13 protein-coding genes are annotated in these 12,309 nt (G+C 65.4%); 7 read left to right on the top strand and 6 right to left on the bottom strand.

Annotation, left to right across the window (positions count from 1 at the left end):
- Nucleotides 1-38 precede the first annotated feature (38 nt).
- The 4 genes from ACOXXX_RS12875 to ACOXXX_RS12890 all read left to right on the top strand — a co-directional run bounded on the left by ACOXXX_RS12875 (nt 39) and on the right by ACOXXX_RS12890 (nt 4,710).
- Nucleotides 39-1,262: a sigma-54-dependent transcriptional regulator gene (locus tag ACOXXX_RS12875; protein WP_422826997.1), complete on the top strand. Its 1,224-nt coding sequence runs from the start codon at nt 39-41 to the stop codon at nt 1,260-1,262.
- A 250-nt stretch (nt 1,263-1,512) separates the two neighbouring features.
- Nucleotides 1,513-2,517 (top strand): DctP family TRAP transporter solute-binding subunit, encoded by a 1,005-nt coding sequence (locus ACOXXX_RS12880; RefSeq protein ID WP_422826998.1) that lies wholly within the window; start codon nt 1,513-1,515, stop codon nt 2,515-2,517.
- A 78-nt stretch (nt 2,518-2,595) separates the two neighbouring features.
- On the top strand, nt 2,596-3,279 hold the full coding sequence (locus ACOXXX_RS12885; RefSeq protein ID WP_422826999.1) for a TRAP transporter small permease: 684 nt from the start codon (nt 2,596-2,598) through the stop codon (nt 3,277-3,279).
- A 3-nt stretch (nt 3,280-3,282) separates the two neighbouring features.
- Nucleotides 3,283-4,710 carry a TRAP transporter large permease gene (locus ACOXXX_RS12890; protein ID WP_422827000.1) on the top strand — a complete coding sequence of 476 codons (1,428 nt, stop codon included), beginning with the start codon at nt 3,283-3,285 and terminating at the stop codon, nt 4,708-4,710.
- 123 nt (nt 4,711-4,833) lie between these two features.
- Here ACOXXX_RS12890 and tpiA read toward each other — a convergent pair whose 3' ends face one another.
- The 5 genes from tpiA to ACOXXX_RS12915 form a co-directional block, all read right to left on the bottom strand.
- The gene (gene tpiA / locus ACOXXX_RS12895; RefSeq protein WP_422827001.1) at nt 4,834-5,577 is read right to left on the bottom strand and encodes a triose-phosphate isomerase; all 744 of its coding nucleotides are present in this window, start codon (nt 5,575-5,577) and stop codon (nt 4,834-4,836) included.
- A gap of 120 nt (nt 5,578-5,697) precedes the next feature.
- Nucleotides 5,698-6,081 (bottom strand): HesB/IscA family protein, encoded by a 384-nt coding sequence (locus ACOXXX_RS12900; protein WP_422827002.1) that lies wholly within the window; start codon nt 6,079-6,081, stop codon nt 5,698-5,700.
- 58 nt (nt 6,082-6,139) lie between these two features.
- A complete protein-coding gene (locus ACOXXX_RS12905; RefSeq protein WP_422827107.1) occupies nt 6,140-6,667 on the bottom strand; it encodes a sugar O-acetyltransferase in 528 nt (175 codons plus the stop codon).
- Nucleotides 6,668-6,690: 23 nt separating this feature from the next.
- Nucleotides 6,691-7,053: an SUF system Fe-S cluster assembly protein gene (locus ACOXXX_RS12910; protein ID WP_422827003.1), complete on the bottom strand. Its 363-nt coding sequence runs from the start codon at nt 7,051-7,053 to the stop codon at nt 6,691-6,693.
- A 78-nt stretch (nt 7,054-7,131) separates the two neighbouring features.
- Nucleotides 7,132-7,959 (bottom strand): LysR family transcriptional regulator, encoded by an 828-nt coding sequence (locus tag ACOXXX_RS12915; RefSeq protein ID WP_422827004.1) that lies wholly within the window; start codon nt 7,957-7,959, stop codon nt 7,132-7,134.
- A gap of 94 nt (nt 7,960-8,053) precedes the next feature.
- On the opposite strand from ACOXXX_RS12915, the gene ACOXXX_RS12920 reads away from it, so the two are divergent.
- Nucleotides 8,054-8,215 (top strand): hypothetical protein, encoded by a 162-nt coding sequence (locus tag ACOXXX_RS12920; protein ID WP_422827005.1) that lies wholly within the window; start codon nt 8,054-8,056, stop codon nt 8,213-8,215.
- Between the two features lie 194 nt (nt 8,216-8,409).
- Here the strand turns inward: ACOXXX_RS12920 and rimK are convergent, their stop codons facing one another.
- On the bottom strand, nt 8,410-9,816 hold the full coding sequence (rimK, locus tag ACOXXX_RS12925) for a 30S ribosomal protein S6--L-glutamate ligase (RefSeq protein ID WP_422827006.1): 1,407 nt from the start codon (nt 9,814-9,816) through the stop codon (nt 8,410-8,412).
- Between the two features lie 200 nt (nt 9,817-10,016).
- Between rimK and ACOXXX_RS12930 the strand changes: the two genes are divergently transcribed.
- Both ACOXXX_RS12930 and tgt read left to right on the top strand, forming a co-directional pair.
- Nucleotides 10,017-11,150: a Hint domain-containing protein gene (locus tag ACOXXX_RS12930; RefSeq protein ID WP_422827007.1), complete on the top strand. Its 1,134-nt coding sequence runs from the start codon at nt 10,017-10,019 to the stop codon at nt 11,148-11,150.
- Nucleotides 11,119-12,243 (top strand): tRNA guanosine(34) transglycosylase Tgt, encoded by a 1,125-nt coding sequence (gene tgt, locus ACOXXX_RS12935; protein WP_422827008.1) that lies wholly within the window; start codon nt 11,119-11,121, stop codon nt 12,241-12,243. Before ACOXXX_RS12930 ends, tgt begins: the two co-directional genes overlap by 32 nt.
- Nucleotides 12,244-12,309: the final 66 nt, after the last annotated feature.

Raw genomic sequence — 12,309 nt, forward strand, 5'->3', positions numbered from 1 at the left:
CGTCGCCCCACCCGCCATCCCGCAAGCGGGGCCGCGAGATGATCCGCACCGTGCTTCTGGTCGATGACGACGCCGCCGTGCGCGAGGCGCTTGGCGAGACGCTGGAACTGGCGGGGTACGACGCGCTGACCGCCGGGTCGTTCGTGGAGGCGAAGGACCGCATCGGTGCGGGCTTTGCCGGGGTCGTGGTGTCGGATATCCGCATGCCGGGGCGCGACGGCTTTCACTTGCTGGACTTTGCCCGCGCCGCCGATCCGGACCTGCCGGTGATCCTGCTGACGGGCGAGGGCGACATTCCGATGGCGGTGCGGGCGATGGCCGCGGGGGCCTTCGATTTTCTCGAAAAACCCTGTGCGCCTGCCGATCTCACCGCTGTCATCGCCCGTGCACTGAAGACCCGCGAACTGGTGCTTGAGAACCGCAAGCTCAAGGCGCAGCTTGAATCGGGTGACGCCGCCGCGCGGCTGATCTTTGGCAGCTCGGCCCTGGCTGACGGCCTGCGCGAACAGGTGCGCGCGGCGGCGAAATCGGGGACCGAGGTGCTGGTGACCGGCGCGCCAGGCACTGGCATCGGCAAGATCGCCGAGGTGGTGCACCTCTGTTCGCCCCGCGCCAAGGGGCCGCTCAAGAAACGCGCGTCGCACGGGCTGACTCGGGCGCAGCTGTCCGAGCTTTGGGATTCCTGCACCGGCGGCACGCTGTTTCTGGACGACATCGGTGCCTTGCCCACCGACACCCAGCTGGCGCTGGTCGATGCGCTGGACGCGGGCGGGGCGCGGCTGGTCGCGGGCACCACGCAGGACCTGCAGCGCGGGGTTGACAGCGGCACGCTGAATGCCGAGCTTTATTATCGCCTGCAGATTATGCCGGTGCGTATCCCCGCGCTGTCGGAGCGGCCAGAGGATATCCCGGTGCTGTTCCGTCACTACGTCGCACAGGCCAGCGATCAGGCCGGGCTGACCCCGCCCGAGATCGCCCCCGAAGTCATCGCCGGGCTGATGGCGCAGGACTGGCCCGGCAACGCGCGGGCGCTTATGTCGGCGGCCATGCGCTTTGCCTTGGGGCTGGCCAAGGCCGAAACGCCCGACACGCAACTGGGGCTCAACGAACAGCTGGCCCAGGTCGAACGGTCGCTGCTGACCGAGGCGCTGCGCCGCGCGAACGGGCAGGCCAGTGCGGCCGCTCAGGCGCTTAAACTGCCGCGCAAGACCTTCTATGACAAGCTGGCGAAATTCGGCCTGAAGCCCGAGGACTTTCGTTAGCGGGGCGAGTCGGCGCCCTGTGTGGATTTCCGCACTGCTGGCGCAAACAGCTGTGCGGGATTCCGCACAGCTAGCGCTCGGGTCGATTCAACGTCACCGCTCAAGCCTCTGAAATCAAGAAATTTCCCTCTGAAACACGCGGCGTCGCAATGAGCGCTTGCGATGATTCGCATCGCCATGTCTTCTATCCCCAGCGCGGCATGCCGGAGGGGCGTGCCGTCGTGACCAAATACGTACCGGGAGGATACACATGAAAAAGTTTCTGATGACCGCCACTGCGGTTCTTGCCCTGACGGCCACCGCTCAGACCGCTGCCGCGGCCTGTGACGAAGGCGAGATGGTGATCAAGTTCAGCCACGTGACCAACACCGACAAGCACCCCAAGGGGATCGCCGCGTCGCTGCTGCAAGAGCGCGTCAACGAAGAGATGGACGGCACCGCCTGCATGGAGGTCTATCCGAACTCGACCCTCTACACCGACGAGCAGGTGATCGAAGCGATGCTGCGCGGTGACGTGCAACTGGCCGCGCCGTCGCTGTCGCTGTTCGAATCGATCACCAAGGCCTACCGCCTGTTCGATCTGCCGTTCATGTTCAAGAACATCAACGCGGTCGACGCCTTCCAGGCTTCTGAAACCGGTCAGGCGATGCTCGACAAGATGCAGCGCCGCGGCCTGCAGGGTCTGGGCTTCTGGCACAACGGCATGAAGCAGATCAGCGCAAACAAGCCGCTGATCGAGCCGTCGGATGCCGAAGGTCTCAAGTTCCGGGTGCAGCCGTCGGACGTGCTGGTCGCCCAGATGAACGCGCTGGGTGCATCGCCGCAGCCGATGGCGTTTTCCGAGGTCTACGGCGCGCTGCAGACCGGCGTTGTCGACGGGCAGGAAAACACTTGGTCCAACATCTACGGCCAGAAGTTCTTTGAGGTGCAGGACGGTATCACCGAAACCAACCACGGCATCATCGACTACCTGGTGGTGGCGTCGGTCGACTGGCTCGACAGCATGGATGCCGATGTGCGCGAACAGTTCCTGACCATCCTTGATGAGGTCACGACATCGCGCAACGCCGAATCCTCGAAGGTCAACCAGGAGGCCAAGCAGGCCATTCTGGACGCCGGCGGCACCGTGCGCGAGCTGAGCGCCGAACAGCGTCAGGCCTGGGTCGACGTGATGAAGCCCGTCTGGGCGCAGTTCGAGGAAGAAGTCGGCGCCGAGAACATCGCCGCCGCACAGGACATCAACGCGCAGAACTGATCCGCGCGCTTGAAAACCGACGCGGACCGCGATGGCGCGGTCCGCGTCACACGACCAGCATCCAGGGAGGGGGACCGCATGAGCGGTAAATACGAGCCCAAAGGGCCGGTCGGCCATATCGTGAACGGAATCGAAGAAACGGCGATTGCCGTGCTTCTGGGCCTGATGACGATGCTGACCTTCATAAACGTCATTCTGCGCTATGTCTTCAACAGCTCGCTGATCTGGAGCCTTGAGGTCGTTCTTGTGCTCTTCAGCTGGCTGGTGCTTTTCGGGGTGTCCTACGCCTTCAAGGTCACGGCGCATCTGGGGGTCGACGCGGTCACGAACCTGCTGTCGCCCAAGGGCCGCAAGATTGCCGGGCTCTTTGCCGGGGCGGTCTGCATCTTTTACGCGGTGCTGCTGTGCAAGGGCGCCTGGGACCAGTGGGCCCCCTTCGCCGATCTGCCGCCGACGACCGGCACCTGGTTCCCCACGGGCCTGGATACCGAAGCGCGTGGCCGGTCGTTCTTCGAGACCGACCAGATCCCGATGCTGGAATGGATGCGTCCTCTCGAGGACTGGATCAACTACGGCGAACGCTACTCCAAGATGCCGCGTATGATCCCCTATCTGATCCTGCCCATCGCCTCTGTGCTGATCCTGTTCCGCATCTGTCAGGCCACCTGGCGTATCTGGAAGGACGAAGCCACGAGCCTGATCGTCAGCCACGAAGCCGAAGACGCCGTCGACGACGTCGCAGCCATGAACCGCGGAGATTGATCGATGGAAGTTCTTCTGCTTTTCGTAATGATCATCGGCCTGCTGTTCGTCGGCGTGCCGATTGCCGTGGCGCTTGGTGTCAGCTCGATGATCTTTCAGCTGGCGTTCTCGGAAACCTCGCTGGCCGCAGTGGCGCAGACGCTCTATCTCGCCATGGCCGGGCACTACACGCTGCTCGCCATCCCGTTCTTCGTGCTGGCATCGAGCTTCATGTCCACCGGCGGCGTCGCGCAGCGGATCATCCGCTTTGCCATCGCCTGCGTCGGGCACCTGCAGGGGGGGCTGGCCATCGCCGGGGTTCTGGCCTGCATGATGTTCGCCGCCCTGTCGGGGTCATCCCCCGCCACCGTGGTCGCCATCGGCTCCATCGTCATCGCGGCGATGCGGCAGGTCGGCTATACCAAGGATTTCGCCGCCGGGGTGATCTGTAACGCTGGCACGCTTGGCATCCTGATCCCGCCCTCCATCGTGATGGTGGTCTATGCCTCGGCCACGGACGTGTCGGTGGGCCGGATGTTCCTGGCCGGCGTCATTCCGGGCATCCTCGCGGGGACCATGTTGATGATCACGATCTACGTGATCGCCCGCATCCGCAACATGCCCAAGGGCGACTGGAAGGGCTGGGGCGAAGTGTTCGAATCCTTCCGGGATGCGGTCTGGGGCCTGCTGCTGATCGCGATCATCATGGGCGGCATCTACGGCCACCCCTGGATCCGCTTCGACGGGGGCAGCTTCCTCTACTGGCAGCCGGGGGCGTTTACCCCGACCGAAGCCGCCGCTGTCGCCGCCGTCTATGCCTTCTTCGTCGCAAGCTTCATCTACCGCGACATGGGGCCGCTGGCCGCGACCGAAGAGGGGGGGGCGCCCATCCCGCTCATCCGTAAACCCATCGCCATCGTCACGGCGTTCTTTCACCGTGACACCCAGGCGACGCTGTTCGAAGGGGGCAAGCTGACCATCACGCTGATGTTCATCATCGCCAACGCGCTGCTGCTGAAGCACGTGCTGACCGATGAACAGATCCCGCAGGCCATTGCCAACGCGATGCTGGGCATGGGCTTCGGCGCGGTGATGTTCCTGGTGGTCGTCAACGTGATCCTGCTGATCGGCGGGCAGTTCATGGAACCCTCGGGCCTGATCGTGATCGTGGCACCCCTGGTGTTTCCGATCGCCATCGAGCTTGGCATCGACCCCATTCACCTGGGCATCATCATGGTGGTGAACATGGAGATCGGAATGCTGACCCCGCCGGTCGGTCTGAACCTCTTCGTGACCTCGGGTGTTGCGGGCATGTCGATGATGCGGGTCGTCAAGGCGGCGCTGCCGTTCCTGGCCGTGCTCTTCGTCTTCCTGCTGATGGTGACCTATATTCCGGCGATTTCGACCTGGCTGCCCAACAGCGTGATGGGGCCGGAAGTCATCATCAACTAGCGCTTTCCATACAGGCAAATGACGAAGGCGGCGCTGTGACCCAGCGCCGCCTTTTCTGTTTCCGTCGTGTCTGAGTATTTTGGCCAAGAAGAAGCAGGGGCGCGGTGCCGGTGGCCCGAGCGGTCAGGCGCTGGCGTTCAGCGCCTTGACGATTGGCCCGAAATCGGCGGCCTTGAGGCTTGCGCCGCCGACCAGTGCGCCGTCCACGTCCGCCACTGCAAAGATTTCGGCGGCATTGGACGCCTTGACGCTGCCGCCGTAGAGCAGCCGCACGTCATCGGCCACGGCCTGGCCGAACCTGTCGGTGAGTTTCTTGCGCATGAATTCATGCACCTCGGCGATCTGGTCGGTGTTGGGGACCTTGCCGGTGCCGATGGCCCAGACCGGCTCGTAGGCGATGACCAGCTGATCGCCGGTGACGCCGTCGGGTACTGATCCGGCCATCTGTTCGGCCAGCACGTCCAGCGTCTTGCCAGCTTCGCGCTCTTCGAGCGTTTCGCCGATGCAGAGGATCGCCACAAGGCCCGCCGCCCAGACCGCTTCGGTCTTGGCGCGGACCACGGCATCGGTTTCGCCGTGATCGGCCCGGCGTTCGGAATGGCCGGTGATGATGTGGCTGGCGCCCGCGTCCTTCAGCATCGGGGCCGACAGATCGCCGGTATGGGCGCCCTTGTCCTCGGTATGGCAATCCTGCGCGCCGATCATCACGCCCTGTGCGGCGCTGGCCGCGGCCTGGATCAGGGTTGCGGGCGGGCAGATCAGCACCTCTGCCGCGCCACCGGCGGCGTCGAACAGGGCCGAAATCTCGGTCAGGCTGTCGCGGGTTCCGTTCATCTTCCAATTGCCGGCAGCAAGCTTGCGGGGCATGTCGTCTCCTTTGCTTTGGATTTGCGCCATCATCGGGCCTGGCGTGGCGGGGTCAAGCCTCATCCTTCAGGGTGCGGTATCCAGCGCCCTGCCGCAATCAACAGCGAGAAAAGGGCAGGGTCAGCCTTGGCTATGTGAGGTCGCGTCCAGTTCGGTCACGTCCTTGAACTTGATCGACTCGCCGCAGCCGCAGGCGTCCACGACATTGGGGTTGTTGAACTTGAACCCGGATTCCAGAAGCGAGATTTCATAGTCAATCTCGGTGCCAAATAGGAACATCTGCGCCATCGGTGCGATCATCACCCGCGCGCCGTCCTGTTCCACGACCTCGTCATGGGTGTCGGCGGCATCGACGTATTCCATGGTGTATTCCATGCCGGCGCAGCCGCCTTTCTTCACGCCGATGCGCAGACCGGCGCGGTTGTCGCGGGTCATGAGCTTGGTGATCTGCGTGACGGCGGCCGGGGTCATGGTGACCGGCGCCTTTCCGGGGATGCCGAACATGGGTCTCTCCTATCGTCTTGGGTAGCAACCTAAGGTGTAGGCGCGTGAATTCCAAGGGTCAGCGCCGCAGGGGCCGTGCCGGAACGCCGCCCACCGTGGTACCGGGGGCGACATCGCGCGTGACCACCGCGCCCGCGCCGATGATCGCATCGGCACCGATGGTCACGCCCGGCATCAGCATCGCGCCCGCGCCGATCCAGACATTATCGTGGATCGTGATGGGCTGGCCGAACTCAAGGCCCGCGTCGCGGGTCGCGGCATCGCGGGGATGATCGGCGGTGAGGATCTGAACGTAGGGCGCGATATCGACGCGGTTGCCGATGGTGATCGGGCAGACATCAAGCAGCACGCAGCCATAGTTCAGAAAAACATTGTCACCCAGCGTGATGTTGCTGCCGTAATCGACGTAGATGGGCGCGCGCACCGCGCAATCCGAGCCGACGCGCCCCAGCAAATCCGCGAGGATCGCCCCGCGCCCGTCATCGCCATAGATGGTGGCGTTGTAATCGGTCATCAGCCGCTGCGCGCGCTTGCGCCGCGCCACGAGGTCGGAATCGCCGGGGCGGTAAAGCTCTCCGGCGATCATCTTGTCCCATTCGCTGGGGCCGCTCACATGAAGCCCAGTTCCAGCCGCGCCTCGTCCGACATCATGTCCATGCCCCAGGGCGGCTCGAACACCATTTCCACATCGACCTGCTTGACGCCCGGCAGGGGTTCGATGGCGTCGGCCACCCAGCCCGGCATCTCGCCCGCCACGGGGCAGCCCGGGGCTGTCAGCGTCATTGTGACGTTGACCGCGTTTTCGGTGTCGATATCGATGGTGTAGATAAGCCCCAGATCGTAGATATTCACCGGGATTTCAGGGTCATAGACGCTGCGGCAGGCGGCGACCACCTCATCGTAGAGCGGATGGTCGGTGCTGGAGGGCGCAATGAGCGGGGCCCCTTCAAGCGGCGGTGTGGCGTCATTCATGGCCGGACCTCTGCGGTGTCTGGTGGCAATTCTTACAAAAGATATAGGGAATGGCGCGGGCGGCGTAAAGGGCAGGCCTCAGCTGCCGTCGGGCGCGGCCAGCAGCCCGGCCAGCGCGTCGAGGGCCGCGCGTACCGGCGGGTCGTGGCGGCCGTCGTGGTGGCACACCAGCCATTCGTCGTGGCCAAGCGCGTCGATGGCGGGGCCGATCTGTTGCAGGTCGGAGGGCGCGGCAAAGACCGGCAGGATCACTCGGCCGAGCCCGGCACGGGCCATGTCGCAGGCCAGCCGCATGTCCGAGGCGACGGTGACGATCCGGTCGGGGTGGGTGGCGCGCAGCCAGCGTTCCGAGGGGGTGGAGCTGCTTTGCGCGGGCAGGGTGATGTAGCCCTGAACCGAGGCATCACCGGCGAAGGCGGCATAGTCGATCCACCGGGTGCGCCTGCCTGCGAGCCAGGGCTGCTCCGGGCGGCGGTTGCGCACGCCGATATCCGCCTCGCGCCGGGCGATGTCGACATTGGCGTTCGAGGCGAGAAGCTCGGGCCACCAGTCGGTGCCCGCTCCGGTCAGGCGCGCGGCGTTGCGGGCGATATGGCGGGCGGTCCACATCCCGGCGGTGATCCGCACCCGGGGATGCGGCGCAGTGTCGGCAAAGGCGGACAGGTCGGCCGAGAGGCGCCGCAGGTCGGCCATCTCCTCCAGCAGTGCCCGGCCGCGCATGGTCAGCCCATAGCCTTGCGCGCCCCGTTCGAAGAGCCGCGCCGACAGGGCATGCTCCAGCGCGGTCATACGGCGGCCCAGCGTGGGGGCAGAGACGCCAGTGGTTCTGGCCGCCCCGCCAAGGCTGCCCGCATCGGCGATGGCCAGGAACAGGCGCAGGTCGTCCAAAGAGGGTTGGTCTTTCATATTTGAAAGTCCTGTCTTGGTTTTGCCCAGTTTTTGAATGCCATGTGTGGATGTAGATTGGCGTCAGGATATCAATAATGCAAGGAGACAGACGATGACCGCGCGAAATGACATCGGTGAAACGGGGCCGCAGGACCGGTTGACGGCATATGAGGCGGAACGCGCTCTGCGCGAGGCAGAGCATCGCAAAGTCCTGTCGCAAAGGCGCCGCGCCCGCTGGCAGGCGCTGCGGCGGGTGGTGGTACCCTGGGCGTGAGGGTGCGGCACGCGATGGCCAGACCGCGGGATGGCGATCCGACGGTTTCGCGGTGCGCTTTATGGTTGCCGTGTTCGGACGACCTTATTGCGCCGCGTTACCGTCGAACCATCGCCAGCCCGGGGGGCGATCTGGCGATCGCGCGCCGCACCTGCGGTGCTATTCGCGCGGGGCGCATATCCTCAGAGAACCGCTCAGACAGCCGGCTTCCTGCGCCGCACCGGCGTCGGGCGCACGTTCGTTTCGATATGATCGTACAGCAGCCCCGCGATGTTCTTTTTCGACGCGGTTTCAATGCCTTCCAGGCCGGGGCTCGAGTTCACCTCAAGCACTTTCGGCCCTGCCTCGGCGCGCAGCAGATCGACCCCGGCCAGGTTCAGCTTGAACGCCTTGGCGGCGCGGATGGCGGTGTCCCGCTCGTCCTTGGTGATGCGCACCACCTTGGCCGACCCGCCGCGGTGCAGGTTGGAGCGGAAATCGCCCTCGGCCCCGGTCCGTTTCATCGCGGCCACGACCTTGCCGCCGACCACGAGGCAGCGCACGTCCTCGCCCGCCGCTTCCTTGACGAAATCCTGCACCAGGAAATTCGCCCGCAAGCCGCGGAACGCGTCGATCACCGACTGCGCCGCCTTCTTGGTCTCGGCCAGCACCACGCCCTTTCCTTGAGTCGATTCCAGAAGTTTCACGATCAGCGGCGCGGTGCCCACCAGCCGCATCAGCGAATCCGTGTCCTTGGGAGATGAGGCAAAGGCGGTGTTGGGCATGCCGATCTTGTGCCGCGCCATCAACTGATGCGCATGCAGCTTGTCGCGGCTGGCGGTGATCCCGTCCGACCCGTTGACGCAGAAGGTGCCGATGGTTTCGAACTGCCGGATGACGGCGGTGCCATAGGCGGTCACGCTGGCGCCGATGCGCGGGATCACGGCGTCGTAGCGGGGCAGGCGGGCGCCGTCGTAATGCACCTCGGGCGCCATGGCGTTGATCGCCATGTAACAGCGCGTGGTATCGATCACCTCGACTGTGTGACCGCGCTTTTCGCCTTCCTCGACCAGACGACGGGTGGAGTAGTTGTCCTCGCGGCTCAGCACCGCGATGCGCAGCGCGCGGTTGGGTGCGGCGGTGCGGACCTGCTTGCTGGAGTAGACGTCATAGCTCAGCTCGGGCTGGCAGAACCGGTCGGTGGCGACGATGGAGATGTGATCCTTGAGCGCCTCGCGCCCCAGCAGCATGCGGCTGTTCATGCGGTCGCGGTTGGTCAGCGTCAGTTCGATCCGCCAGCTGTCGTCGCCCACCCGCAGGGTCGACGCGATGACGTAGCGCTGTTCGGATTCGCCGTTGGACGAGGTCACGGTGCGCCGGTCGACGATCCGGGCCGAACAGGGAATGATCAGGTCGTCGCGCCCCGGCACCGGATGCACGGTAAAGCGGACCTTGGGGGCCGAGGCAGGCCCGAAGGTTTCGATGTCGAAGGCGTGCAGCGCCGAGGTCCGCGCGCCGGTATCGACCTTGGCCCTGAGGGCAGGCAGGCCCAGATCGGGCAGCGACACCCACTCCTCCCAGCCAAAGCGGATGAGGTCGGGGATCGGGGTGTCGTCGGTCATGGCGCGTCCTTCTGGTCAGAGCGCAGCCCTACCAAGCGGGCCGCGGGCTCGCAAGATCACCTACGAGAGAGGTGTGACACGCGGGTTAAGGCACACGCGTCCCCGGGGCCGATCCCCGCCGGTTCGGCGAAGGGCTTCAGACTTTGTTGACCTTTCTTTCCGAAACTGCGGCGGCGCCACGCCCGATCGGACCCTACAGCATGCCCACCGCAGGCCTTATCTACATCGGTACCTTCGCGGACGCCGATACCAATGAATTCAACTATTCGAACGAAAACGACGCGGTCTTCGCGGGAACGCACGATTCATCGGTCCTGCGCCCGGTCACGGCGACCTTCAACACCGCGCTGCTGAGCAACCTGGTCGAGGATGCTGACATTCTGGCCCTGGCGAGCGGGTTCCAGTACACGCTGGACGGGGTTTCCTATAACACCGTGCAGGATTCCAGCTCGCTTTACTCCGCGAACATCCTGCTGGGCGACGGATCGACGCTGGTGACCGACGTCATCGTGATCCAGATGACGAACGGCCAGACCTTCATCAACGAATTTTCGACGCCGCTTGACGGGCTGCAGATCCAGTCGGTCACGCTGGGCAGCGCGTCGCTGAGTGACAATTACGACGGCTGGACGCTGGGGCCCAGTGTCACCGGTGTGCAGATCGTCTGTTTCGCCAGCGGCACGCGGATCGCCACCCCCGGCGGGCCGGTCCCGGTCGAGGCGCTGCGCGCTGGCGATGCGGTGACGACGCTGGACCATGGCGCGCAACCTCTGATCTGGGTCGGGCGGCAGCGTGCCGACGGGGCCGGGCAGGCGGTGCGCATTGCCGCGCAGGCGCTTGGCCCGGATTGTCCGGCCCGGGCGCTGACCGTGTCGCGCCAGCACCGCGTGCTGCTGCGCAGCCCGATCGTGCAGCGCATGACCGGCACGCCCGAGGTGTTGGTGCCCGCCTGGACGCTCGCGGCCTTTCCCGGGGTGCAGGTGCTTGGCCCGGCAGCGCCGGTGACGTGGCATCACCTGATGCTGCCGCGCCATGCGATCCTATTGGCCGAGGGCGCCCCGGCCGAAAGCTTTTTCCCAGGTGCGCAGGCGCTGAGCGCGCTGCCTCCGGCGGCGCGGCGTGCCATCGGCCTGCTGGCGGCGGGGCCGGGCGGCTATCCGCTCTGCCGCCCCGAACTGCGCGGCAAACGTGCGCTCCAGATGGTGGCGCGCCACCTGCGCAACCGCAAACCGCTGGTGGGTCCCGTTCCCGGGGCCTTGCAGGACGCTTGTCCAGCGCGGGCGCAGGGCCTAAAGGGGCGTCATGAGCACCTCTTTCACCTTGCACGCCACTGACGGCGCCGCCCGCACCGGCGTGATTTCGACCCCCCGAGGGGACATCCGCACGCCCGCCTTCATGCCCGTGGGCACGGCGGGAACTGTAAAGGCCATGCTGCCCGAGTCGGTGCGCGACACCGGGGCGGATATCCTGCTGGGCAACACCTATCACCTGATGCTGCGGCCCACCGCGGAACGGGTGGACCGGCTGGGCGGGCTGCACAGGTTCATGAACTGGGACCGGCCGATCCTGACCGACTCGGGCGGGTTCCAGGTGATGAGCCTCGCCGCGCTCCGAAAGCTCACCGAAAAGGGCGTCACGTTCAAAAGCCATATCGACGGGTCGAAACACGAGATCACGCCGGAACGGTCGATGGAGATCCAGCGGCTTCTGGGCTCGGATATCGTGATGTGTTTCGACGAATGTCCGGCCTTGCCCGCGACCGAGGACGAGGTGGCGAAATCCATGCGGCTGTCGATGCGGTGGGCGGAGCGGTCTAAGGTTGCGTTCGGCGACCGGCCCGGGCACATGCTCTTTGGTATCCAGCAGGGTGGCGTCACCCAGGATCTGCGCGCGGAAAGTGCGAAGGCGCTAACGGGCATCGGCTTTGACGGCTATGCCATCGGCGGGCTGGCGGTGGGCGAAGGGCAAGAGGCGATGTTCGGCGTGCTGGACTATGCCCCGGACATGCTGCCCAAGGACCGGCCGCGCTACCTGATGGGCGTGGGCAAGCCCGACGATATCGTCGGAGCGGTGAAGCGCGGCGTGGACATGATGGATTGCGTGCTGCCGTCGCGGTCGGGCCGCACGGGCCAGGCATTCACCCGCCACGGCGTGGTCAACATCAAGAACGCCCGCCATCAGGACGATCCGCGGCCGCTGGACGAGGCATGCAGCTGTCCCGCCTGCAGCAGCTATTCGCGCGCTTACCTGCACCATGTCTTTCGCAGCCAGGAAATGATCTCGGGCATGCTGCTGACCTGGCATAACCTGCGGTATTATCAGGACATCATGCAGGGCATGCGCAACGCCATCGCCGCGGGCACCTTTGATGCCTGGGAAGCGGCCTTTCACGCGGACCGGGCCGAAGGCGATATTCCCCCGCTTTGACGCTTTTGCCCGCGGGGTAACCCTTGGCACCGAAATCCACAGCTTTCCGGCAAACCGCGCTTGCGC

Origin of the sequence: Thalassococcus sp. BH17M4-6 (genome assembly GCF_049323015.1) — a bacterium.
Classification (GTDB): Bacteria; Pseudomonadota; Alphaproteobacteria; order Rhodobacterales; family Rhodobacteraceae; genus Puniceibacterium.